Here is a 25,163-nt window from a genome sequence, read left to right on the forward strand (position 1 = left end):
TACGCTAGACTAAATCGGGCTGCCCTTCTGCTGTTGGTGGCCGGGCTGCAACGGACGCTCATGGCGTTCTGTACGACATATAAACGGGGGGAAAGTTGGGCACCGGAATCAGACGTGTTCAGGCCGCACTTGTGCTCATGATGCTGGCTATTCTCGGGTTTTTTGGAACCCAGACGGCAATGGCCACCACGGTAACCAACCCCGGGCCTGACGCGGAACAGCCAGCGGACCCATCCCCGAAGCCCGAGCCGACATTCCCGGTCGTCATCCCGCCTGTTCTAGAGCCGTCCACGCCTCCCCCCACTCTGGAACCTATTCCAACGGGACCTGCTCAGCCAGCCGAAGAGCCAGCTCCGGCCCCCGTGGCGCCGCCCGTCGTCGAGCCTGTCGTCCCGCCGGCAGAAGTGCCCGCCCCACCTGCTACGGTTCCGCTGCCCGTTCCCGCTCTACCGAGTGATGTTGCCATTGAAAATTTCGTGGTGGAGCCTGAGGCTCCCGTGGAAGAGACCCCTACGGCCATCGCCGAGCCCACGCCCACACCGACTCCCACCAAAACTGCCGCCCCGCCCGTTGTCAGCGCAGACATCACCGGCCCCTTGAAGGTGGCTCTCGCCCCCGTCGCGGAGAACAATCCCCTTGTCCAAGGCCTGACGGTCTTGGTGTTGCTGCTGCTGGGCCTTGCGTACTTCCGTGCCCTGCGCTCAAAGGGGATCCGCGGACCCCGCCTCAACGGCAAGTAGTCCATGGATACTTCCCTCCCCAGGGACGCGGCTGCCGTAAATCCTGCATTGCCGTTGCGTCTAATGCTGCTCACTCACTCATATTGGCCCGAGCACAGCCCGCCGCAGCGCCGTTGGCTGTCCCTGACCCGCGAATTCCGGAGGGCAGGCTGGGACGTCGACGTAGTCGCTCCCGTGGCGCACTATCCCAACGGCAAGCGGGATCTGCCCCGGCGAAAGGCCGGATTCGCTTTTGCCCACCAAGAAGGCCCGCATGGCGAAACCATTAGGCGCGTGCCGTACCTTCGGCATCTTGGCACCTCGCCACTGGCACGTTTCGTTGATCAACTCTTCTCCGCTGTGATGTCCGTTCCGATAGGTTTGGGCGGCAAGAAACCCGATGCGATTCTCGCCACCGCTCCGAGCCTCCCGACGCTGGCTACTGGATACGTACTTTCCCGGCTTCGCAGGGTGCCTTTCATCGTCGAGATGCGGGATGCCTGGCCGGACCTGGCCCGGGACGCCCGGATCGTGCAAGGCAGCGTCAAAAGCCTGGTGGAGCGGGTGGTCGAGTTTGTCCAGCAGCGGGCGGACCTGGTTGTCACGGTCACAGACGGCTTTGCCGAGACGCTGCGGGACCGCGGCATCAAGAACGTCGTCACCGTGAGCAACGGCCTTGATTTGAACTCGATGCCTTTCCTTGAGCCCCCGGCCTTGGAACGCGACGTCTTTCATGCCGTCTACCTCGGAAATCACGGCAAGAGCCAGCGCCTGGACATTCTCATCAGGGCGAGTGCGCTGCTGGGCGAGGGATTCCATCTGACATTTGTGGGTCACGGTACCAGCCGTCCGCAACTGGTGAAATTGGCCCGCGAGCTCAACGCGCCCGTGACCTTCTTCCCTTCATTGCAGGGTCAAGCGGTCATGGACAAATACCGTGAAGCCGATACGTGCATCGTGTCCCTCCGCGATGACTGGAAGTCTTTCGAGACAACTGTCCCGTCCAAGACCTACGAGGTTTTGGCTATCGGCAGGCACGTCACAGCCGTGGTGCGGGGTGAAGCGGAACGCATCATCATTGAAGCCGGGGGAGGCGACGTCGTCGCGGCGAACGCAGAAGCAGTGGCGCAGCTGTGGCGGGATCTCTCCGAGGACCGAAGCCGGCTCGCCTCAGGCACCAGCGGACGCGACTGGGTGCGGGACAACGCTGATTACGCCCAGCTGGCCTTGCGATACATGGACTCGATAACCTCCTTGGTCAATCCGGAGTCAGCCGATGCCCGGGGGACTGCGTGATCCAACTCCTAAAGAACATTGCCCTGACCGCGGGAACCGTGTCAGAGCACCTCACTGAGTCGCCCGTTGTCTTGTTCCTCCAGGTTCTTCGCCGGCTGCCATCCAGGATTGTCAGGCCGCTGGCTCGTTTCGTCGCCAGGCTTGCGCCCAATTCCGCCCGTCCCCTCTTCCTGCTGGCCACCCACGCGGCGGGGGACACCGCCGGTCTTACGCGTCGGTTTGAACATGCCGTCCGTGCCGGTCTTGATGGCGACCGCGCCCGCAAGGCCGCAGAAGTAGCCATCGCCGCCGGGCAGCCAGCATGGGCGGACGTCTTCCTGCCCCTCGCCGCAGGGGCGACCCGGACTCCGGCGACCCTCGCCAGACGCAAGTGGTACGACGGCGACATGAGCGGCGCCGTCGTCGTCCTCGCTGGCGAGCGGGGCGGCATGGCAAAACAGCGGCAGCGGCTTGAGTCCGAAGTACGCGTCTTCCAGGGGTGGCGTCCAACGCTGACGGCATCCGCAGTGAAACCGCAATCCCGTAGGGTCCTGCACCTTCTGACGAACTCAGTGCCGCATACCGGCAGCGGCTACGCCCGGCGCAGCCACTCTATTCTGACCGCCCAGCAGGACGCCGGTTGGGAAGCCATGGCCGTAACCCGCCTGGGTTACCCCGTGCAGATCGGCGCGTTGACAGCGCGGCACCATGACGTCGTTGACGGCGTGCGCTACGAACGCCTCCTGCCGGCGCGCATGAAGCCGTCCATGCATGGTCGCTTACAGCAGCAGGCCGAAGGCATTTTGACCCTTGCCCGTGACTTCAGGCCCGCGGTCCTCCATACCACCACCCACTTCGTAAATGGCCTTGTAGCCCGGGAAGTCGCAAACGCCCTGGATGTCCCGTGGGCCTACGAAGTCCGGGGCCAGTTGGCCGATACCTGGGCTTCAACCCGGGGCGAAGCCGCACGGAACAGCGAACGGTACCGATTCTTCACGGAACGCGAATCCGAGGTCATGCTCAGTGCGGACTTGGTAGTAACCCTGGGCGAGTCCATGAAGCGGAACATCGTGGCCATGGGCGTTCCGGATAGCAAAATCCTGATATGCCCCAACGCAGTGGGCGGCGCTTACCTGTCTGAACCTCTCGATCACGGCGACGCGCGGTTGGCTCTGGGGCTGGACCCGAACGGGCTTTACATCGGGACGGTAAGCAGCCTTGTTGACTACGAGGGCCTCGACGATTTGGTCACCGCATTTGCGCTGCTTGCACCGCGGCTGTCAGAGTTGAGACTGGTCTTGGTCGGAGACGGCACGGCAGCCCCTGCGCTCCATGACCAAGTCCGGCGTTTGGGACTTTCGGAGCGGACCATTTTCACAGGTCGCGTCCTCCCGGAGCAGGCACGCCTGTACCACCTGGCGCTTGATGTTTTCGTTGTGCCCCGCAAGGATCTTGCGGTCACAAGGGCCGTGACGCCGCTCAAGCCTGTTGAGGCGCTGGCGGCCGCACGGCCGGTTGTGGCCAGCAACCTTGAAGCGCTGCGCGAGATAGTGCACGACGGTGTAAACGGCAGAGTGACGCACGCTGAGGATCCGGAGGGGCTGGCTGAGGTGTTGTTCGAATTGCTTGAGGATGAAGCTTTGCGCCAGCGGCTGGGCGCCGCGGGCAGGGAGTACGTGTTGGCCACAAGGACGTGGGAGGCCAACGCCCAAGCGTATGGCCGGGCTTACGAGTCTTTGATGAGCAAATAATGAGGAGAGCCAGCTAGTGTCCGCAAAAAAGGCAAAGCTACCGCCGCCTGCGGCCATCCAACCGATGTCCGTAGACATGCGGAAGCTGTCGCGCGTCGGTTCCAGGCCAAACTTCCTGGATTATCTGGTTAGGCTGTGGGACTACCGGCAGTTCATTTTCTACGATGCTCGAGCGCGAGTTCAGACCGGCACCCGCAAAGACCGCCTTGGCAGCGCCTGGCTCCTGCTGAACCCCGTCTTCAACGGGCTTACGTACTACGTGATCTTCGGTCTGCTGCTGAATACTAGCGGCGGCATCGAGAACTTCATTGGGTATCTGGTTGTCGGCATCTTTATGTTTCAGTTCAGTGCTGGCGCAATCACAGAAGGTGCTCGGTCCATACGCAACGGGAAATCCGTAGTTCAGGCCTTCAACTTTCCCCGCGCCGCCCTTCCGCTCGGGGCCAACATCAGGGAACTTCTTTCAGCCGTCCCACTAGTTCTGGGGATGCTGCTGCTGGTTGTGCTGTTGCCGCCAGCAGAGAAAATCAGTTGGCTGTGGTCTCTCATCATTCCGGCCATCGTGCTCCAGTTTATTTTCAACCTTGGCGTTGGCATGATCCTGGCCAGGGTGATTTCCATTGTTCACGATGTAACGCACCTATTGCCGTTCGCGATCCGCGCCTGGATGTACGGCTCGGCAGTCTTCTACTCATATGAGCGATTCGTTCATGAGCCTGCCTTGCTTGCCGTCATGAAGTTCAATCCGCTGTACAACGTCATTGAGATAGTCCGAGATTGCGTGCTGTACGACCGGGTCCCCGCCTGGGAATCATGGGCAACTCTTGCCGTTGTGTCGCTTTCAGCCCTACTGATTGGGTTCATTTTCTTCTGGAGGGGCGAAGAGACTTATGGTCGCGATTGATCAGGCTGTGTTTCTGGACGGACCACCATGCGTAGTGGTCGACAGGGTCAAGATGACCTACAAGGTTCCTTCTTCGGTGGGGTCGACGTCCTCCCGCAAGGGCATCCGGGGTAGTCTTCGGAAGGTTTTTCGCCGGGATAACCTCGTCACGGTCAGTGCGCTGAAAGAAATCTCATTGGTTGTGGAGCGCGGCGAGTCCGTGGGCATCATCGGCCGCAACGGCTCGGGCAAGAGCACCATGATGAAGTTGATCAGCGGACAAGTGGCGCCGACAGAGGGGGCGGTATACGCCTCCAGCACGCCGGTACTCCTAGGTGTTCACGCCGCACTGGTACCCGACTTGTCCGGGGATCAAAACGTCGTCCTCGGGTGTCTTGCAATGGGAATGGATATCAAGGAGATCGATGAACGCTTCGACAGCATCGTTGAAGTGTCGGGCTTGGAATCGGCGATCTACCTGCCCATGAAGTCGTACTCCTCGGGTATGGCTTCACGGCTTCGGTTCGCCATTGCCGCTGCAGTGAATCCCGAGATACTCCTTGTCGACGAAGCCTTGAATACGGGAGACGCGCAGTTCAGCAATCGAAGCAAGGCACGTATGGATGAGCTAAGGGCCCAGGCGGGCTGCGTCTTCATCGTGAGCCATAGCCTGGACACTATCCGGAACATGTGCAGCCGCGTGATTTGGCTGGACAAAGGCGAACTGATCATGGATGGCGAAACCGAGGAAACCACACAGCTTTACCATGAGTTTTCCTCGCATCTCTCGAAGGGAAACAACATTACCGCTGGCAAGATCAAGGATCAGGCCAGAGCGAATCTCGTTGCAACCCAGGTCTTGGAGCGAGCCAGTGGTCGCCGAATGGAAGGTCGCTGAGATGGCCATCATCAGTGACGCCCGCAAGGCCGCGTGGCATTTGCGTGAAGGCGGTTTGGAACAGTTCAACGAATGGCTCCGGCGGAGAAGGATCGATAAACGGATCAGCTCCGGCGGTGCGATAGGCCAACTGCACTCAGAAGAAGTTGCACCGCCGACGTTCGGCCCTCATCGGATTCCAGACCGCGAGCCGCGGCGTGCAGATCTCACAGTCGGCGTGATTCTCGACGACTTTTCGTCTGCGGCGTTCTCGTTTGAGTGGAACCTGCTGCATCTCCGCAAGGATCAATGGCTGCAGCAGCTCGCCCATACACAAATCGACTTTTTGTTCGTTGAATCTGCGTGGAATGGCAACCAGGGTTCTTGGAAATATCAGCTCACAGGCACGTCCGGTCCTAAGCCCGAGTTCTTAGAGCTCATGAAATGGTGCCGCCAGCGATCGATTCCGACCGTCTTCTGGAACAAAGAAGACCCGCCCCACTACGAAGACTTCCTCGATGCTGCGCGGCAGTTCGACGTGGTCTTCACCAGTGATTCGGACCGGATCCCGTTCTACAAGGAAGACTTGGGGCATGATCGGGTTGCGGCGCTGCCATTTGCCGCCCAGCCAGCCATTCATAACCCGATCCGCGTAGGAGAGGGGCGGCATTCGCGCGGAGTTGCCTTCGCGGGGATGTATTTCGCTCACAAATACCCGGAGCGCCGGCAGCAGATGGATTTGCTGCTCAATGCCGCAAGGGATGCCGCCGCCATGTCCGGGCCGTCGCTCGAGATCTTCTCCCGTCAGTTGGGCGGAGACTCGAACTACCAGTTCCCCGTGCCGTTCAATGAGAACGTGGTCGGAAGCTTGGACTACGGACGGATGTTGACCGCCTACAGGGCTTACAAGGTCTTCCTGAACGTGAACTCTGTGGTCGATTCGCCCAGCATGTGCGCCCGGCGGATTTTTGAGATCACCGCATCCGGGACGCCGGTAGTGTCTACTCCCAGCGCGGCTATCGGACGCTTCTTCGCTCCGGATGAGGTGTTGGTTGCTGAGACCCGAGTGCAGGGAGCCCACCAGATACGGATGCTCGCACGTAGCCCTGAGCTCAATGATCGTGTAGTTCACAGGGGACAGCGTCGGATTTGGTCCGAAAATACCTATGCGCACAGGGCTGAGGCCATAGTGTCCTCCGCGCTGCCGAACAGCAGCCAAACCGTCGCGCTTCCAACAGTTAGCGCGTTGGTGCCCACGATTCGGCCCCATCAGTTGGAGCAAGTTTTTGCAACGGTGGGTAGCCAGCTCGGCGTGGAAATCGAACTGGTGTTGCTGACTCATGGATTTGAGGTCACGCCCAGTCGAGCGAAGGCACTAGCGAAAAAGTATGGCGTTCGCCAGTACAAAGTGCTGACGCAGACTCGCGATGTTTCGCTGGGACAATGTCTGAATCTGTGCGTTGAGGCTGCCTCAGGAGCAGTCCTGACCAAAATGGACGACGACGACTACTACGGTCCGAATTACATGGCAGATCTGCTGTACGCACTCGACTATTCCAAGGCTGATGTTGTTGGAAAGCATGCGCATCACATGCACTTTGTATCAAGCAAGGCGACGGTGCTGCGTATGCCTCACAAGGAACACAAGTACAGCCGTTTCGTGATGGGACCGACCATCACGGCCCGCCGGGAGGTCTTTGAAGCGCATCCCTTCGAAGCCCTCAACAGGGGCGAGGACACTGCCTTCCTGAAAGCAGTCACTACGGCAGGCGGCTCCATATATGCCGCCGACAGATTCAACTTCTGCCAGATGCGTCAGGCAGAAGGGCACACTTGGGACGTCTCTGCCGAAGAGTTGGCGGCGTCCGGCGAAATCAAGTTCTTTGGAGACCCCAAAGAACACATCACCGTTTAAAAATAGGGGACAAAATTGACAACCATTAACACTGTTGCAGTAATCGGCCTGGGCTACATCGGGTTGCCTACCGCCGCCATCCTGGCCACTAACGGCGTCACGGTCATTGGTGTCGACGTGAACCAGAACACTGTGGACGCCGTAAACCGCGGAGAAGTCCCGTTCGTGGAACCGGATCTTGGTGTTCACGTTGCAGGTGCCGTCAGCCAAGGGAATCTGCGAGCTACAGTAGAGACTCCGGCGGCCCAAGCATACATCGTTGCCGTCCCCACTCCCTTCCGCGAGGACCGATCTGCGGATCTTAGCTATATCGAAGCCGCCGCACGCGGAATCGCCCCCCAGCTGAAGGGAGACGAACTCGTCATCCTCGAGTCGACATCCCCTCCTCGTGCGACGCGCCATCTAGCGGACTACATTCTGGCACTGCGCCCGGACCTCTCCTTGGACGGCGCTGGCGGAGCGCCTGTCATCCATTTCGCTCACTGCCCGGAGCGGGTGCTTCCAGGCCGTGTCATGATCGAACTTGTCACCAATGACCGGATCGTTGGCGGCATCACATCCGAGGCCGCCGACCTGGCCAAGGACCTTTACGCAGTTTTCTGCCAAGGCGAAATTCTGATCACCGATGACATCACTGCAGAGATGGCCAAGCTTGTAGAGAACTCGTACCGCGACGTAAACATTGCCTTCGCCAACGAGCTCTCAGTCATCAGCGACAAGCTAGGAATTGATGTTTGGGAGCTGATTCGGTTGGCCAACCACCACCCGAGGGTCAACATCCTCCAGCCCGGGCCCGGAGTCGGCGGCCACTGCATTGCGGTTGATCCGTGGTTTATCGTGGCCGCTGCGCCGGCTGAGTCGCAACTGATCAGGACGGCCCGCGAAGTGAACGATTCCAAGCCGGAATGGGTAGTTGAACAGGTCCGCAAGGCTGCCGAATCCTTGGGTACGGCACCAAAGATCGCCACGCTCGGTTTGGCCTTCAAGGCCAACATTGACGATCTTCGGGAATCACCGGCTATCGGGATCACGGCGGCCTTGGCCGATGAACTGCCCAGCGCCAAGCTGCTGGTTGCTGAGCCGCATATTGAGAGGCTGCCGAGGGCTCTTGTTGGCCGGAACAACGTTCAGCTCACAAGCACCGACGACGCAATCGCTCAGGCCGACGTTGTAGTAGTCCTGGTAGACCATGACGAATTCAAGACCGTCCCTCCGGCGGCTCTTGCCGACAAAGCGATCATCGATACGCGAGGAATCTGGCGCGACTCAGTCATCGAAGCGCAGAAGCCAGCCGTTCTGAGCTGAACCCATGCGCCGCTGCAGGTAGAGAAACTTCCAAGCACGGACCGGCTCGGGCGGGAAGCCGGGGAAAATACGACCAATAGCTATGAACGGAACACAAATGGAACTGACCACGGTGGGCATGTCCCTAGAGGACTATGCTGCGAGCTACACTGGCCCGTTGTCAGATATATGGTCGATCCAGCCAGATAATGGCGGATACCAAGTGACCTTTCCAAATGGAGCCACAGCTGCAATACGGGGCGCAGACACTGATTGGGCGTTTCAGTTTCCCACTGACCTGGCTACGTCGAGGCTTTGGCTGCACAGCCTTACATACGCTCCCTACTTGTATTGGGACCACGGTGATTGGGCTACTACCGCCGCTATTTTTGCCAGCTACGAGGCGTATTTCACTCGTGAGCAGTCAAGGCCTGACTACGTGCCCATGAATAGCCTCGATCACGCCCATGCCGCGCAGTTGCTCGCTGTCTCTGCGGTCTACGCGTCTCTCGTTGCGCGAGGTGAACTTTATCCAGAGAGACAGGAAGTGCTTGTCCGATTCGTCGAAGTCGTGGGTCGTTCGGCTTTGTCGGAAGGCATGATCAAGTTCAACAATCACGGCATGATGTTGACTCGAGCGCTGGCTCACGTTGCCTTCGTGTTCCAAGGTGTCAGTGACATTGCCTCCGACTGTGGGCGGTCCGGGGTTGAAGAGTTCGACAGAATAATTCAGGCGGCATTCGACGACAACGGCATCGTCAATGAGAACACCCCGGCTTATCAGATTCTCTACATGCGCGTCGTGGACACGATGATCACATTTCTGCGCAGGACGGCTTTGCAGCCGGAGTACGTTCAGATCTGGGAGTCGCTTATGTCACGGGCAAAAGACTCCCTCGCCCTGCAACTCTTTTCCGATGGAAAAGTGCCGCCTATAGGTGACGATGCGGGAGGCGTGTCCCCATACCCGTCGACACTTGGAGAGTTGTATTCTCCCAGCAATGGACTGTTTGTTCGAAAGACGGAAACTTCCTATGTATCCATAATCTCTGGATATCGTGGTGTCGTCCATAAACATCTGGATGACACGTCCGTGCGTCTGCAGCATAAGAATGTTGATCTAGTGATAGACGCCGGGCTCCTGACCTATGACGCATCGGATAAGGTTGGCGTGGCGATAGTCTCACAGCGGGGCCACTCGGGGCTGTACTTCCCTCGCTTTGACCATGTGCGACCTATCGACGCGTTCTTGGTCAAACCGCCCAGGCAATACAGCTGGATAGATAGGCGAGTGGATCTCCTAGGCCATGAAGAAGTCGCTTGTGGTTATGTTGTGGATGGGGCGTACCAGGCAGAACGCCTCTATACATTTCTGAATGATTCAACAATCTTCATCACCGATTCCTTTTCTGCTCCAGATGAAGAACAAGCTATTCAAAGGTTCCTGTTCCCTGGAAATGCGGAAATAGCCCAGCGTAACGGTTCGCTGGAGGTTGTGGTTGGCGACGCAAAACTTGTTCTGTGGACGGAACCAACTAGTACCATCCGTTTCCATTTAGGATCAGGCGGTGACATGCCCAAAGGTTGGCGGGCCGTGAAGTTCTACGAGTCGGAACCGTGCTGGTCGGTCGAGATTTCGGCTGCTGCTGCACGATCCTCCATTAGGAGCGCCATCGCTTTTGGGGATGCAGATCAAGATATCACCCTGCCGGTGGAGGCACGTTCTTATTGGTCGTAGGTTTTCGAGAGTTGGTCGAGTTGGTGCCGGCCGATGCATGACTTAGACTAAGCCGTAAATTGAGCGCCACCCGCAGCAAGGGCAAGCTCCATAGCGAGGGCAATATGAGAAATACCGACGACACCATTGCAGGATCACGCACTTCCATTGAAATACATGGAAAGCGAGTGTGGATTAGTGGTCTTGAGGGCGATCATATCGCGTCAACAATAGCCAATTCCAAGATGTTCTACGAATGGCAACTCCTTGGCGCTCTGAGTGATTATCTCCAGCCTGGCGACTATGTCGTTGATGTTGGCGCAAACATCGGGAACCACACACTGTACTTTGCTGCAATATGCGAAGCAGAGGTGCTTGCGTTTGAGCCACTTGCTTTAGCCGCTGAGGTCCTCCAATTGAATGTGGAGCAGAATTTTCTCGATGATCGCGTTGAGATTAGACGGAAGGCTCTGGGCCAGTTCACTGCTCGCGCAAAACTCTCCCGGTTCGATCCTGAGAATGTGGGGGCGAGTGCGTTTTCGCTGTCGCCCGAAGGAGAATATAGGGTAAGTGCACTTGACCTTGAGCAGATCGAACGAAAAGTCTCTCTGATCAAAGTTGATGCCGAAGGCATGGACGTGGCGGTGCTCAGGGGTGCGGCTGACCTAATCGCGCGAGATCGCCCCATCCTCGTTTGCGAAGCGGCCACGGCTACCGAACAATCTTCTCTTGAGCAGTTTGCTTCTGAAATCGGATATTCATTTGTGGCACAGTTTAATGCCACGCCCACATACATCATGGCTCCTGCGAGGAATCCGCGCGAGCGTGCCGCGATGGAGCGCCGGAATGCGGTCCTCAGGACACGTACAAATCTCGCAACAAGAGACTTGTACTACCGCATTGCGTTGATAAATGACGATCTGAAGGCTCAACAAGGCGACGAGAGTAAGAAGCTTGCTGAAATGAGTCAGCGTGTAGAGCAACTCGAGGCATTAGTCGGAAAGCTCATGGAGCGGTTGAGCGAATGAAAGCATTCTTCACCCTGAATGAGCGTTGTCACTTTCACCGGAAAGAAGTTTGAAATGTCTGTTTTGGCCCCTTCGGACTATCAGCGGTGGGAGTCGACGGTAGTTAACTGGAACGACATTAGTGAATTCCTAGCCGCTGCGGATCTGGCGGACGGTTTGCACGTCATTGCTGATCCGTCTGGTCTCCCCATAGAAATCCTGATTCACGGCGTCCGAGCAGAATCGAAGAGTATCGCTCTCCCTGTATTCTTTACCGGAGCGGTTGACAAACGCTCGGAAAAGGTCGGACCCTTCTTTTCTGGACGCTCTTTAGCACAAACCGCTGGATGTGGCTTCGTGGCCATCTCTGACCCAACCCTTAATATCGACAGGTCATTGGGTCTTGCCTGGTACGCGGGAAGCGGGAATCAGGACGTACAAGGGAAGATAACGACGCTTCTAGTCAAGATTGCCGAGTTCTACAGCAGGGAACTCCTGCTTATAGGTGGATCTGGTGGTGGTTTTGCCGCGCTCTACTTTGGCTACCAGCTAGGGGACAAGTGCTCAGTGCTCGCATGGAACCCTCAAACAGACATCTTCAAGTACAGCCCGTCAGCATCCAAAGCTTACTTCGAATCTGCATTTGGACCCCAAATACTTTCGGCTCTTCAGGCGCCTCGATGGGAGGATCCTACGAAGGAGTTCTTGGATGAATTCCAGATCACCTACGACTTGATGGGTTTGGCTGAGGCTGGATCTCCGCCGAGGAGGATCCTGGTCTTCCAAAATGCGTCTGACTGGCACGTCGGTCATCACTTTGCACCGTTCATCAGTGCGGCAGGGTTCAGGCATGTGGGTCGGGGCGTGCACGAAAAAGACACGCTAAGGCTAGCCATCCTGCGCGACTTTGGGGTCGATCACGCTCCCTTGCCGAGCACAGCTGTCTTGGCTGCCATGGGATCCCTCATGACACTTGAAAACGATGCTCACTCGGTCCTTCGAAAGGTGGATGCAGCCCTGCCGGTAAGTGCACGGCCCTTCTCAACTTTGCCGCGGGATCTGAGTGTGCTAACTCCACGTATCACGGAGGAGCTGACACTCGATGTTTCCCAAACGGCCGGGGTTTGGACAGCACGTGTGGAGCTAGGCGAAATGCCTTGGGGGTACGGAGGGACTACCTACTCGTTCTTCCATAGCACGGGAGCCTCGACGCACCTTTACCCGGCACAATCAGAGCCGAGCTTCGAGTTCGAAGCAGCTCAGGAGTCTTGGGATCGAGTTGGGGTCGTCGTCAAGGATGGCTTCTTGAACGAGATATTGGTCCTTCGTCGTGCACTGTCGGCAGAATCCGCGACAGCATAGGCTGTCGCGGATCATAGGCACGCCGGGCCTGTGTGGCCGCCTCCGCCCGCAGAGAGTTGCAAGCCGAGTCTCTGTGCCTGTCGTCCGCCCACAGGTGGCTGACAGGAGGCTGCAGGGTAAACGGACGGAGGCGGGCCCAGACGCTGGACCAGCGACTGGGTCCTAGACCTCTTCGAGTGCTTCCTGGACGAGTGAGATAAAGGCCTCGAGTGAGTACCGTTGGCGGACAAATTCCTGACCCCGCTCGGCATTCTTGTTGAAGGCGTCAAGCTCCTGGTTCGCAAGAATGTAGTCGCGTATTCCGAAGACGTCCTCGAAAATGTAGTCTTCGGGATAGATGTAATCCACACCGTGCCAAGGGAGGAAAACGCCTTGGTTGCCCGACGCGAAGCCCTCGCCGGGTGCGACGTGGAAGCTCTCCAGGTCACTGAGCGAAAGGACAAAGCCAAAGTCAGCCAATGCTGTTTTGGTGTCGACCCAACCCGAAAAAGTGACCTTCTCCGCGAGGTTGTTGTCCACGATGTACCGCTCGCACGTCTCGTAGTAGTCGCGCTCCACTGGATTCTTGTACACCCACGGGAGATCCTGCGGGCCCTTCCCAAATACTGTGAGTGAATAGTCACCATGTGCATTGAGGTAGTGGAGAAGCTCCAGTGCGCGGTGGTATCCCTTCAATTTTGGCAACATCCCGACCATCGCCAGCCTTCGGGTCTTGGCTGGATCGTCACTGGTCTGGTATGCGTTTACATCTAGATAGTTGGGGATGATACGCACGCGTGTCCGGTCCATGCCAAATGTGCGGATCATGTCCTCGCTTGTGTGGAGCGACACCGAAATGAAGCAGTCAACCTTGGACTGGTCGACCTCATGACCAAATCTGGCGTTGAGTTCAAACCTGTGGAGTCGGACCACAAGGCGTTGGTGGGCAAGCTTGTGATTTGCATACCAAACTGCGTTGCCCAGAAGCCATTCACAGAAAATTACATCGGCCCATTCCAGAAGCTCCCGGCTTTGGTTCTCGTCGTGTGAGTCATGACCCGTCCACTCATCCAGCTTCACCTCGTAATGCTCACGCAGCGACGGAATGGCTGGAGAAATGAACTTCAGATCCATGCCGGCGATGAGAAGACGTTGCTTGATATTCTGCTGGAACTGCTCGTAGTCGCCACTGTTGATAATTTCAAGAGTTTCGCGGATCCGCGACCTGAACGGCCGATCTTTGATGGAGCACCAGTTGTTTTGAACGAGACGCGACAGCTTCGAGAAGAGCCCGGCGTCTATGTCACCCCGATTGAATCTGTAGATCGATTCTAGGGCCATCCTCAACGCCACGTGACCTCTAATCTCCATATAGCTGAGGCCAACCTGAGCCAGCGTCGATTCCGCGCTTTCCCAAACCTCCAGGTGTGATGCAAGTTCACGGGCGCCGTACTGCTGTGTCGTGGACCGAACAAACCCGATGGTCTTGTGGTAGACGATGGCTGGCTCATCAAGGTACGAGATGTTCTGAGCGACCGCCAGAACACTGTTGAGAAAGACCGTGTCTTCTCCCATGTGAAGGTGCTCGGGCCAGATGATGCCGTTGTCGATGAGCAGGCTGCGGCGGATCAGCGACGAATTTGTCGTGCTCTGGTCGCGGACGATTTTCGCAATTTTCTCAGTCCGGGAAGCTGCGTTTTGGAAGTCCAAGACTTTGTTCAACAGTTGGGGCTTCTTGCCACGTTCGACAGTGAACAACGACGCACGGACAATGTCCGAATCTTCTTCTGCGGCTAATTCAAGCTGCCGTCGCAGTGCATCCGGCAGGATCTCGTCGTCGCTATCCAGGAAGAATACGTACTCTCCTGACGCTTTGGACGTGCCAACGTTTCGCGGGCGTGAGGGCGAGCCGCTATTGGCTGCAAGCGCCACGACTCTCCAGTTGGAATGCGCCCGTGCCCTTTCATTGAGCAGAGCCAGTGTTCCGTCGGACGAGCGATCGTCCACGAAAACAACCTCGAAGGAGTCTTCGGGAAGGTCGATCCGTTCCAGGGACTCAAGGCAGAGTCCAATTTTAGTTTCTGCGTTGTAACACGGGACAACGATGCTGAGCTTCATAACCGGAGAATCCTCAAGGATTTGCAATGGCTGATTCAACCCCTAAACGAGGTAGAAGTTATCGGACACGGACTTGCCGTAATTGACGACGGCTTTCTTGAAAAATGCCGGGCCAGCAACGATTCCCTCGACAGCGTGTTCAGTAGTGAACCGGTATGGATCCCCGGACTGCATGACCACCGGTCCCTCGACATATGCGCGATGAAGCGACGCTTCATAGATGGTTTTTGCGCTGACATTCGAATCGGGGGATATGAGGGCAAACATGTCACCGCTCAAGTAGGTGGAGGGGTCCAGCGATTCATCGGCTGCCCACGCACAGGACAGCACCACGACACCAAAGCGGCCATACTTGGCCTGGAGGAACGCTGCGTCGCTCTTTTGGAAAGTTCGTCCGAGGACGATGACCAAACGATCGGCGACGTCAACAAACTCACCTTGGCGCGCGATTGCCTGGTTCAATTCAGCTTCGCTCTCCACAGGAACAACGAGCGTCACCATCCTGTGCGCTTTGGCGTAAGTGAAGCCGATGCTGTCCAGAATCTGTTCAAAGCGTCGCTCGTACGTGTGATTTGCCAGCACGTCGTGGAGAGCAGCATGCCTGGTCAGGTCCGCGGTGGCGGCCTCTAAATCTTGAATGTCCGAATGCCCTTCGCCAGCGAACAGGATTCGTCCGTCGAAGAAGTCTGCGACACCAGGCGAGTAGTTGGAGACGACAAGAGTATTGCAAGACATGAGCTCGAATATGCGACGCGCGAACATCGTAGGGGACGATGTCACGGTGTTGATGTTGAGCCCCAGTGTCGTCGACTTGTAGGCCTCTGCAATTTTTGAATGCGGAACAGCGGGATTCGTCAGGTGTCTGTAGCGCTCAGGGAAATGATGAAGTTCATCATCCGATCCCCAAAATCTATCAAAGATCCGGAGGTCCAGGTCCGCTTCGAGGATCTGGTCAAAAATGACTTCCATTTCTGATGAACGTTCAAGGTGATTTGCGTACCAGCTTCCAGCGAAAGAGACTCCTGCCGCCCGCGGAGATGTTTCGAGGGGGTTGAAGAGTTTCGGCTGGGTTGCAAATGGAAGGCAATGAACACTCGGGTGTCCGTATTCTTCTTCATAACGCGGCACACACGTCACGTCCGTTGTAAATACGTGATCAAACCGAACAGCGGTGTCGATGAAGTTGTGGATCTTATCGTCGAAATGAGTGGGATCTTCCTTGTTCCAGAAGACCGTTGGGACACTTTGGCTATTGCACCACTCGAGAATCTCAAGGAGCTCAGTACGGTTCTCCCGGGTAAAGTTGGAGCTTGCGTAGATGCGGCCCTTCCACGGCCGTTTCTCACTGTCCACGCCAGACCAAGCGGATTCACAGAAGAATATGTCCGGCCGTTCCTCTTCAAAGCGGGCACGCCAGTTTTGAGGTTCGATGATGATCGGGGTGAACTCGTACTTGAAACAGTTATAGGTGAACTCGTCGGCGATCAGCGCGACCTTCAAATCCCTGGCCCGCCGTGGGGTGTTTGCATCGTCGCTTGTTACGGTCTGTTTGAGGGCAGCGACGGCTTGCCCGGTGGCTTTGGCTGCCTGTGGCCCCTTCGGTGCCTCAACCCAAATTTGATTACTGGTCAGCAACTGGTTGGCAGAGGCTTCCCAGAGCATGGTGCCTACGCGAATTTCGGCGGCTCCCTGAGGGACGCTCAGAGAGATTGATACGTCGTTTGGGCGCCGCCCGTCGATGTATTTGTAAGATCCGTGCTCCTTCGACGTTGAGAGCTCGGCGGGCACGATCCTGGTGCCGTCTTCATCAGCGAATTCAATAAGGGTGAGCGCACTCTTCTTGGATAGACCCTCAACTCGGGGAACTACAGCGAATTTGACGTGAAGGCGAGTGCCCTGAATGTGCGCGAGGGGAATGCGCGTCCATCGAGGGCGGGCTGTGACTGCCACGTTGGTTCCGAGTTCGTGCAATCTATCGAAACGCAACGCATTGGGGTCGACTTGAGGGGCGCCATAGCCTGGGCGAAGGCTCTCAGCCGAGTCAGCCGCCAGTTCAGTAATGTCGATGGCGTTCAGAATTTTGAGTTTGGCGGGAGCCGCACGCCAGGCAGCGAAGCCAATCCGCACGCTGGCACAATCTGCCGGGGCATGTACGTCAAACGAGAAGTAGCCTGTCGAGTCCGGCTCGATGTAGAGGTATTCGCCGGCAAGCCCTCTGGGGATGTCAGTTAGACTACCCGCTTCGGACCCATTTTTGTCTTCAAACCTAAACAGAATTATGGCATCCCGACTGGCAATTGGTCCCGAGGTGACCAATTGCCCTTTGACCATAAAGTGCTTGGAATCAAGTGTGGAGACGTTGAGCCAAAGCGGCTCCTTCAGCAGTTCGACTTCTGATGCCGGGATGTGGTCGCGTGATATGGAAATCCGGTGCTGCCGCAAATCGTCGCTGCTGGTTCGCCGTCCCTCCGCGAAGGGTGGCAGGACGCTGTGATCTACGCTGACGCCATTCCCCAAGGACAAACTTCCTGGATATCCCTTCCACAGCGCGAATCCCAAGATTACTTCAGTGCAGTCCGCAGGTATGTACAACGTTGCCTCGGCAAGGCCGAGTGCATCGGGCACGATGTAAATGTAGTTTCCTTGACGACCCCGGCTGATTCGTCCCCTGCTTGCGACCTCATTGCCGCTAATGTCCAGGAACTTGACCCAAATGATCCCAGCTTTGGTGCCGTGCTGATCCGGATTGCTGACTGTTTGAAAGCGGGCCGTTACTTCCGCGCCAGGAACCACTTGCAAACGAATTTCATAGGGCCGCTTGCGCAGCATCACATGGGCGGAAGGGTCACTGCTCGCGTCGAGCAAAGCGAGGCCCCGAGGCTGTGCCGTCTCCTCAGCGGTCCAGATGCTCTGCTGTTGTTGTTCCTGGCGATCAAAGAGTTTGCGTAGCAACGCTGGCTCCAATTTCTGAGTTTGGGGGAGTGACCTTCATTGGTGGCGCCTGGTATCCGGCGGTCGGGACTACCAGGGCTTTAGCGTGCTGGTTCGATCTCGCTATTGAATTCCGCCACTCGAATTCCTACGCCCAGAAGTTCGGCGACAGCTGCTACGGTACGTTCGGCCGCCTTGCCATCGCCGTAAGGGTTGACAGCGTTGGCCATGGCATCGAAAGCGTCCTGCTGATTCAAAAGGCGGTCGACTTCCTTGACGATCTTTTCCTCGTCTGTGCCGATCAGCGTGACCGTGCCAGCGTGCACTGCTTCCGGGCGCTCGGTGTTTTCGCGCATAACCAGAACCGGTTTGCCCAGGCTCGGTGCCTCCTCCTGAACTCCACCGGAGTCCGTGAGCACGATGTGTGCCAGCGATAGCATTCGCGTAAATTCTCCGTAAGCCAAAGGTTCTGTGACCAGCACGTTGGCCTTGTCTTCAATCGCAGGCAGAACTGCTTCGCGCACCACGGGATTCTTGTGGGCCGGCAGCACAATGAGCAGATCCGGTTCGGCGTCGGCAATTCGGGCCAGGGCCCGTCCCACGCCACGCATTGCGTCCCCTTGGTTCTCGCGGCGGTGCGTCGTGACGAGGAGGATCCTGCGGCCGCTGGCGGCCACCTCTTCAAGCCGCGGATCGGAGAAGGGGACGTTCTTATCGACAGTGGTGAGTAGGGCATCGATCACCGTGTTGCCCGTGATGACAATGTCGACTTCAGCGATTCCCTCAGCCAAGAGGTTGGCCTTACTGGTGCTCGTTGGGGCCAAGTGCAGACTAGCAATCTGGCTAGTAATCTTTCGGTTCGCTTCTTCAGGGAACGGAGAAAAGAGATCGCCGCTTCGCAGGCCCGCCTCGACATGGACCACGGGGATTCCGTGATAGAAGGCAGCGATGGCGCCAGCAGTCGATGTCGTGGTGTCTCCCTGGACAATGACGGCATCTGGTTTGTTGGCCGTGAACAGTTTGTCCAGCCCATCAATTGTCCTGGTCATGATCGCAGACAACGACTGACGTTGCTGAAGAATATTCAGATCGTGGTCCGGAACAATCCCGAACAACTCGTTGACTTGGTCCAGCATCTCGCGGTGTTGACCGGTCACAGTCACCACGCAGTCGAAGTCGGCAGACTGCTGAAGAGCTGTGACGATCGGAGCCATCTTGATGGCCTCCGGTCGGGTACCGAAAATAGGCATGACGCTGGGCATGGATTCCCCCGGGAAGACAATGGCTGACCAGCTGATGTTATCGCACAGTCAATCGAGGTGATTAATTGGGTGTGGCGCAGCCAGACAATCAGGCGGCGAACATCAAGGTCAGCACCAGCAACGGAATACTGATGGAGACGAGGATCACAACGGCCAGCGCGATCAGACGTTTCTGGCGGAGGGTTGCTTTGTTGGCACTCTGCTCCTGTTCCTTCGGCGGAGTCGGAGAAGATTCCGCCGGAACAGGGGCGGTTTTAAGTGCCGGTTTGGGTTTGCTCTCTGCTGGGCGCACGTCGAGTGCCGGCTTCTTCAGCGGACCGTGACCCGGCAATTGCGAGGGTGGGACATCCCCCCGAAAACGCCGCTTGCGCATGTGCCGTGGGGAGGGCGAAAGCACCACCGGTTGTCCGACAGTATCCGTCACTACTTCGCTCCTTAGGTGCGTCCAGATGAAACATGGCCACGCCCAATTCTTGCATCACAAGCCTTCCCCGCAACATTTTCCATCGGTGCTGCAGCTTCAACTGGGCAGTTCGAGGGCCCAGATACATCTGACTCGGAGGGCAGGCCACCAGAAAGGGCGGCTCGCACAGACTGTGCAAGCCGCCCACTTCCGAAGGGAACTAGCCTCGGTCAGAATATGGCGCGTCGTTTCTGACACCGGACCCGTTAGTCACGTTGATGTAGACGTACTTTCCGGAGCCAAGACTTGTACTGCCGAGCATGGCCGTTACGGATTCCAAGCGTGGATTCATACCCTGTTGTTTGCCGTAACTCGGGTTGTAACTCGTGGCAGACACGGTCTTATCAAAGGTTCGTCCGTATGTATCGGTCCATTTCACTTGGATGGTGCCACCACTCAAGTTTTGACCTGTGACGAGTACATCGCCATTGCCGTAGAAGATCGAGTCAGTAATGACTGGCGTCATGCTGCCAGCCCTCATCTGATCAATGACTGGCGCCCAAGTGCCCTTGCAGGTGTAAAACGGATCCCACATGTAAGAAATGATCTTGACTGGATAGTTCCCGATCTGCTGAAGCTGACGGTCGTGGCGCGCCTTGTTGCTTTGGCCACGGAATTGGTTGTCACACGGATTTGCGCTTGTACCTGGGGCCATCCCCTCCATGTTTGCCCACAGCTCAGCACCCGTTCCTTCGATACCTTCGGCCATTGCCAGGAAGTAATCACGGTTCGGCGCGGCGTACTTGCTGCCCCAGGTGCCGCTGCCAACGACGGACGCGGCAAATTCGTCCACATTATAGCCACTCTCATGGCCGAAGTAGGCTCCGGTCTTGCCCGTTCCCATCCCGTCCTGAACCGCGATTGCGAGGCGCACCCCATTCGCCGTCCCGGCCATCTTCTGAATCCCCGCGCGTGCGTTGTCCACCGTGACGCGTCCCGTATTGGACATCCGAGTATCAAGATATGGACTAATTAGCGCAGAGCGCGTGGGCTGAAGTTTGGCGATTGCTTGATTTTGGATTGCGTAAACGGTGAGGATTGAATCCCATATGGCCCCCGCCGCGACTGGCATTTCCGTATGGTGGTAATAGCCAACCAACCCGCTGACGTTGTTAACTTTTCCTTGAAACTGAAGGAATCGATTAGTGAATGCCGTCAACGTCGATTGATACGAGAGGTCAGCCAGGTAGGTTACGTCTGTTCTCTTCACAGGAGCGGGCATTCCCGTGTAATACCTCATGCCCAATGTGGTAGCTGCCTTGGCCACAGAAACAGAGATCGAGGCGGTCCCGCTGGTGATGATGACGACGTCATACAAATTATTAGAGGAGTTGCATCCGGTTCCCTGGGTGGGGATAACCATGACCGTGTACACGGTGGATCCACTCGTCACAGTCTTATCGCGGGGACACGCGAGAGAAGACGCGCCCCATGTGTTGCCGTCGGCGTAAGTGAAGTATCGATTCACACTGATTCCAGAGGTGGCCGCAGTCACGCAGTTGACACCTGAAATGGTGCAGCCTGCGGGCGCGGCAGCAGATGTTGCCGGCTTGATCTGAGACCCAAATGTTATGACGGTATCCCCGCCGACGGACTTAATATCCGTCAGTTTCTTCAAGTTGGCGTCATCACTGGTGCTGCCGAAAATGAAGTAGCCGCTTATGGGGTAAACCGGGGAGGGTGCCGCTTGGGCTGTGGCTCCGTGAAGGAAACCCACCACCAAGACGAAGGCGGCCACTATGCTGGCAGTGAGATGTCGGGCATTGCTCGCGCTGAAGGTGTATGTCTCTGCTTTAAACTTTGCCACGGAGGATCCTTGGACTCGTAGGGCTGAGACCTTGGACCTATGGCAAAAGGATGACTTGCTGGCACAGCAAACTCAATGACTTGACTGAATCCTTCAAGCACTGAATGAGACGTGAATGCAATAGAAATTTTGTGACAATTCAGTTGAGTGTCCAGTTGATCCCTAAACGAAGGCAGTCACGCCGAGGCTGATCCTTTTCGCTGGCAGGGCGCTTTTCCAACCGGGCCAAAGTTTCGCTAGCGGGAACTGCACTCCGGCTGCATCCACACGTCGATGAGCCCACCTGTTTCGACGACGAATCGGTCCAGCCATGCTCCGGCTGAAAGGTCGGGTTGTGAGCCGACCATTTGGATCTCAGCAGACGTGCATTGCCGCATTAAAGTACCCGCTCGCATGAGGTGATAGTCGGACGTAACCACGGTGACGGACTTCCATCCGTTCTGGGCGATCAGCTCCGCAAGGCCCTTGGCTTCGCCTCGCGTATTCAGCGGTGAGGGCCGGAAACAAATCAGGTCAGGTGTGTCGTCTTCATGGCACAAAGCGTCACCCTCCACGTTGCCGGACAGGCCGGTCGTGGAGACCACCAAAATGGGGATGTCCAGGCTTTCCTGGAGTTCCTGGGCCACGGGAAGTCGTTCCTTACTTAACCCGCCCAAAACGACGACGGCGTCGGTCCGATGAGGCACTGCTTTCGGAGGGCTGTAAAAGAACTGAAAAGCGGTAATCAGCCACAGCAGCGCGATCGTCACGACCGACACTGAAGCCCACAGCGCGGCGCGCGTAACGAAGGCGGTTTTGAGGGGCACCTGGACAGTCTATGGTCCCCGAATGTGCGTTCCGTACGTGGCACCTGCCACCCGGGCACTTACCGCGTATCAACGTCCTCGAACACCAGGAAAGTCTGGGTATCCAGCACTCCCTCCATGGACTGCAATTGGTCGAAGATCACACGGCGGAGGTGGATGTTGTCTGTGGCGCGGACCAGCAGGATGACGTCAAAGTCGCCGCCCACCAGCGCAATGTGGTGAACCTCGGGGATCGCCCGCAAGAGCTCCTTCAGTTCCCGCCAGGAATGCTGCTGGACCTTGAGGGTGACGTAGGCGGAAGACCGGAGGCCGGCTTTGATCGGGTCCACCAATGCCGTGAACTTGGTCAAGACCCCCTCGCCGGTAAGCCGTGCAATGCGGGAGTAGGCATGTGCCCGGCTGATGTGCACGTTCTCGGCCACTTGCGTAATGGACATCCGGCCGTCAGTTGTGAGCTCACGGATGATGTCCCGGTCAACATCATCCAGGGGCACGGCAGTCTGCTCCGCCTCGGTCTCGCTCACGTGGTCTCCAATTCGTCTACAGGACTGGCTCGTTACCCAGCTCACATTTGCAATTCGTCTTTCAGAATAGCCACTTCCTGCATGCTCTTCCATGATTTGAAGGAAAGCTGGATACGAAACCTCCGTCCGGAACATACTGGAAGCACATAGTGGCTAGAGAAGGACGGACCAATGACGATCCACGCAGACCACACTGCGCCGGAAACGGCAGTAGAGGACACAGCTGCCGACGTCCAGAGAAAATTCGGCATCAGCGTAGAGGACTACATGCTGCCCGCCCGGCACCAGATCCAAATGGTGAATCCGGATGGAACCCTCCGCTCCCACGAAGAGCAGGGCACCGAACCCGGCCACGAGTACCCCACGCCAAGCGATGCTGAACTCATGGCTGCCTACGAGCAGCTCGTCGTCGGACGTCGCGTCAACGATCAGAACTCTGCGCTCGTCCGGCAGGGCCGCATGGCTGTCTATCCGTCGAGCCATGGACAGGAAGCCTGCCAGGTGGCGGCTGCCATGTGCCTCAGTGAAGGCGACTGGCTCTTCCCGACGTATCGCGACGCCGTCGCAGTGATGACCCGTGGTGTGGATCCGGTCGAAGCGATGACGATCTTCCGCGGAGACTGGCACGGTGGTTACGACCCCAAGAAGCACCACGTCGGGATCCAGTGCACACCGCTGACCACACAGCTTCTGCACGCCGTCGGCGTCGCGCATGCCGCCAAACTCCGCGGTGAGGACACCGTGGTGATGGCAATGTGCGGCGATGGTGCCACGAGTGAGGGTGACTTCCACGAGGCCCTGAACTTTGCGGCCGTCTTCCACCTGCCGGTCATCTTCTTCGTGCAGAACAACAAATACGCGATTTCCGTTCCGCTCAGCCACCAGTCGGTGGCACCGTCGCTGGCCCACAAGGCCGTCGGCTATGGAATGGCCGGTGAGCGGGTGGACGGCAACGACCTCGTCGCGCTCCTCGCCGTAATGGACCGGGCAGTGAAGCTGGCCCGCGAAGGCTCCGGACCTCTCCTGATCGAGGCGCACACCTACCGCATGCAGGCGCACACCAACGCCGACGATGCCACGCGCTACCGCCCCGACAGCGAGGTGGCTGAATGGCAAGCGAAGGATCCGCTGAGCCGAATGAAGTCCTATCTCACCCACAAGGGACTTCTGGACGACGCCGCCAATGAGCGCATTGCCGAACATGCAGAAGCCGTGGCAACCCAGTTGCGCGAAGGCCTCGGTGAAGACGTCCCCGTGCAGCCGCTGGACCTCTTTAAGTACGTGTTCTCCAAGCCCACCCCACAGCTGAAAGAACAGTCTGAATTGCTGGCTGACGAACTCGCCCGCGCTGAAAGCGCCGAACACGGAACGGAGAGCGCAAAATGACCGTCACCACCAATGCCACCGGCACAACCACCGCCAACGTCAGCGCCGCCACCGCAAGCGCCGCCGCATCCGCTGCAGCTACCGCTGAAGCGAGCGGCCCTCAGTCCATCACCATGGCCAAGGCGCTCAACACAGCGATGGCCGATGCCATGCGTGCCGACTCCTCCGTGCTGGTCTTCGGCGAGGATGTCGGCATGCTGGGCGGTGTCTTCCGCATCACCGACGGCCTCATGGCCGAGTTCGGCGAGCAGCGCTGCTTCGACACCCCGCTGGCAGAATCCGGCATCGTCGGCATGGCTGTGGGAATGGCCATCAACGGCATGCGGCCCGTCATCGAGATGCAGTTTGATGCGTTCGCCTACCCGGCGTTCGAACAGATCGTCAGCCACGTCGCCAAGATGCACAATCGCACCAAGGGCAAGCTCAAGATGCCCCTGGTCATCCGTGTTCCATACGCCGGCGGCATCGGGGGAGTGGAACACCACTGCGACTCCTCCGAGTCCTACTACGCCCACACCGCCGGCCTGAAGGTGTACACACCAGCCACCGTTGCGGACGGTTACCGCATGCTCCGCGAAGCCATCGACTCGGATGATCCCGTGATGTTCATGGAGCCGAAGAAGCTCTACTGGTCCAAGGACCAGGTGGACCTGGACGCCTTGCGCGCAGAGCACGACGCCGGCACCTCCACCGAGGGCCGCGCGGCTGTCGCTCGTCCCGGCACTGACGCGACCTTGATTGCTTACGGTCCCTCCGTTCCCACGGCGCTCGCAGCAGCGGCCGCTGCCGCCGAAGAGGGCCGTTCGCTCGAGGTCATTGACGTCCGGACTCTCGTACCCTTCGACGACGAAACCGTCTGCGCGTCCGTGCGTAAGACGGGACGCGCCGTCGTAATCGCCGAGGCGCACGGCTTCGCCTCCGTGTCCTCCGAAATCGTGGCCCGCGTCCAGGAACGTGCGTTCCACTACCTCGCTGCACCGATCCGCCGTGTGACGGGCTTCGATGTTCCGTTCCCGTCTCCCAAGTTGGAGCACTACTACCTGCCAAGCGTCGACCGCATCCTCGACGCCGTCGACGACCTTCAATGGGAGGACTGA

General features: G+C 57.8%; 19 protein-coding genes. 12 read left to right on the top strand and 7 right to left on the bottom strand.

Going from position 1 to position 25,163, the window contains the following annotated elements:
• The first annotated feature begins 476 nt into the window (after positions 1-476).
• From J2Y41_RS01275 to J2Y41_RS01320, 10 genes are all read left to right on the top strand, one after another.
• Positions 477-740 (top strand): hypothetical protein, encoded by a 264-nt coding sequence (locus tag J2Y41_RS01275; RefSeq protein WP_309925467.1) that lies wholly within the window; start codon positions 477-479, stop codon positions 738-740.
• A gap of 3 nt (positions 741-743) precedes the next feature.
• Positions 744-2,015, top strand: coding sequence for a glycosyltransferase family 4 protein (locus J2Y41_RS01280; protein ID WP_309925469.1), 1,272 nt, complete (start codon positions 744-746; stop codon positions 2,013-2,015).
• Positions 2,012-3,745: a glycosyltransferase family 4 protein gene (locus tag J2Y41_RS01285; protein WP_309925471.1), complete on the top strand. Its 1,734-nt coding sequence runs from the start codon at positions 2,012-2,014 to the stop codon at positions 3,743-3,745. Before J2Y41_RS01280 ends, J2Y41_RS01285 begins: the two co-directional genes overlap by 4 nt.
• Before the next feature lie 16 nt (positions 3,746-3,761).
• Complete coding sequence (locus J2Y41_RS01290; RefSeq protein ID WP_309925473.1) at positions 3,762-4,649, top strand: ABC transporter permease; 888 nt, start codon at positions 3,762-3,764, stop codon at positions 4,647-4,649.
• Positions 4,600-5,526, top strand: coding sequence for an ABC transporter ATP-binding protein (locus tag J2Y41_RS01295; RefSeq protein WP_309925475.1), 927 nt, complete (start codon positions 4,600-4,602; stop codon positions 5,524-5,526). Before J2Y41_RS01290 ends, J2Y41_RS01295 begins: the two co-directional genes overlap by 50 nt.
• Before the next feature lies 1 nt (position 5,527).
• On the top strand, positions 5,528-7,420 hold the full coding sequence (locus J2Y41_RS01300) for a glycosyltransferase (RefSeq protein WP_309925477.1): 1,893 nt from the start codon (positions 5,528-5,530) through the stop codon (positions 7,418-7,420).
• A gap of 15 nt (positions 7,421-7,435) precedes the next feature.
• The gene (gene wecC, locus J2Y41_RS01305; protein WP_309925479.1) at positions 7,436-8,725 is read left to right on the top strand and encodes a UDP-N-acetyl-D-mannosamine dehydrogenase; all 1,290 of its coding nucleotides are present in this window, start codon (positions 7,436-7,438) and stop codon (positions 8,723-8,725) included.
• A gap of 97 nt (positions 8,726-8,822) precedes the next feature.
• The gene (locus tag J2Y41_RS01310) at positions 8,823-10,442 is read left to right on the top strand and encodes a heparinase II/III family protein (protein ID WP_309925481.1); all 1,620 of its coding nucleotides are present in this window, start codon (positions 8,823-8,825) and stop codon (positions 10,440-10,442) included.
• 59 nt (positions 10,443-10,501) lie between these two features.
• Positions 10,502-11,449: an FkbM family methyltransferase gene (locus J2Y41_RS01315; protein ID WP_309925484.1), complete on the top strand. Its 948-nt coding sequence runs from the start codon at positions 10,502-10,504 to the stop codon at positions 11,447-11,449.
• Positions 11,450-11,467: 18 nt separating this feature from the next.
• Entirely contained in the window at positions 11,468-12,790 is a 1,323-nt protein-coding gene (locus J2Y41_RS01320; RefSeq protein WP_309925486.1) for a hypothetical protein, read from the top strand.
• 162 nt (positions 12,791-12,952) lie between these two features.
• Here J2Y41_RS01320 and J2Y41_RS01325 read toward each other — a convergent pair whose 3' ends face one another.
• From J2Y41_RS01325 to J2Y41_RS01355, 7 genes are all read right to left on the bottom strand, one after another.
• The gene (locus J2Y41_RS01325; RefSeq protein WP_309925489.1) at positions 12,953-14,887 is read right to left on the bottom strand and encodes a glycosyltransferase; all 1,935 of its coding nucleotides are present in this window, start codon (positions 14,885-14,887) and stop codon (positions 12,953-12,955) included.
• Positions 14,888-14,929: 42 nt separating this feature from the next.
• Complete coding sequence (locus J2Y41_RS01330; RefSeq protein WP_309925491.1) at positions 14,930-17,851, bottom strand: glycosyltransferase; 2,922 nt, start codon at positions 17,849-17,851, stop codon at positions 14,930-14,932.
• Between the two features lie 68 nt (positions 17,852-17,919).
• A complete protein-coding gene (wecB, locus tag J2Y41_RS01335) occupies positions 17,920-19,080 on the bottom strand; it encodes a non-hydrolyzing UDP-N-acetylglucosamine 2-epimerase (RefSeq protein WP_309925494.1) in 1,161 nt (386 codons plus the stop codon).
• Positions 19,081-19,168: 88 nt separating this feature from the next.
• Positions 19,169-19,453 (bottom strand): hypothetical protein, encoded by a 285-nt coding sequence (locus tag J2Y41_RS01340; protein WP_309925496.1) that lies wholly within the window; start codon positions 19,451-19,453, stop codon positions 19,169-19,171.
• A gap of 250 nt (positions 19,454-19,703) precedes the next feature.
• Positions 19,704-21,350 carry a hypothetical protein gene (locus J2Y41_RS01345; protein WP_309925498.1) on the bottom strand — a complete coding sequence of 549 codons (1,647 nt, stop codon included), beginning with the start codon at positions 21,348-21,350 and terminating at the stop codon, positions 19,704-19,706.
• Positions 21,351-21,586: 236 nt separating this feature from the next.
• A complete protein-coding gene (locus J2Y41_RS01350) occupies positions 21,587-22,156 on the bottom strand; it encodes a YdcF family protein (protein WP_309925501.1) in 570 nt (189 codons plus the stop codon).
• A gap of 59 nt (positions 22,157-22,215) precedes the next feature.
• Positions 22,216-22,680: an Lrp/AsnC family transcriptional regulator gene (locus tag J2Y41_RS01355; RefSeq protein ID WP_224165120.1), complete on the bottom strand. Its 465-nt coding sequence runs from the start codon at positions 22,678-22,680 to the stop codon at positions 22,216-22,218.
• Positions 22,681-22,851: 171 nt separating this feature from the next.
• Here J2Y41_RS01355 and pdhA point away from each other — a divergent pair, with 171 nt between their 5' ends.
• Together pdhA and J2Y41_RS01365 are read left to right on the top strand one after the other, a co-directional pair.
• A complete protein-coding gene (gene pdhA, locus J2Y41_RS01360; protein WP_309925505.1) occupies positions 22,852-24,066 on the top strand; it encodes a pyruvate dehydrogenase (acetyl-transferring) E1 component subunit alpha in 1,215 nt (404 codons plus the stop codon).
• Positions 24,063-25,163, top strand: coding sequence for an alpha-ketoacid dehydrogenase subunit beta (locus J2Y41_RS01365; RefSeq protein ID WP_224088528.1), 1,101 nt, complete (start codon positions 24,063-24,065; stop codon positions 25,161-25,163). The genes pdhA and J2Y41_RS01365 overlap by 4 nt, the downstream gene beginning before the upstream one ends.

The sequence above is a fragment of the Arthrobacter sp. 1088 genome, from assembly GCF_031455315.1.
In the GTDB taxonomy this organism is placed as follows: domain Bacteria; phylum Actinomycetota; class Actinomycetes; order Actinomycetales; family Micrococcaceae; genus Arthrobacter.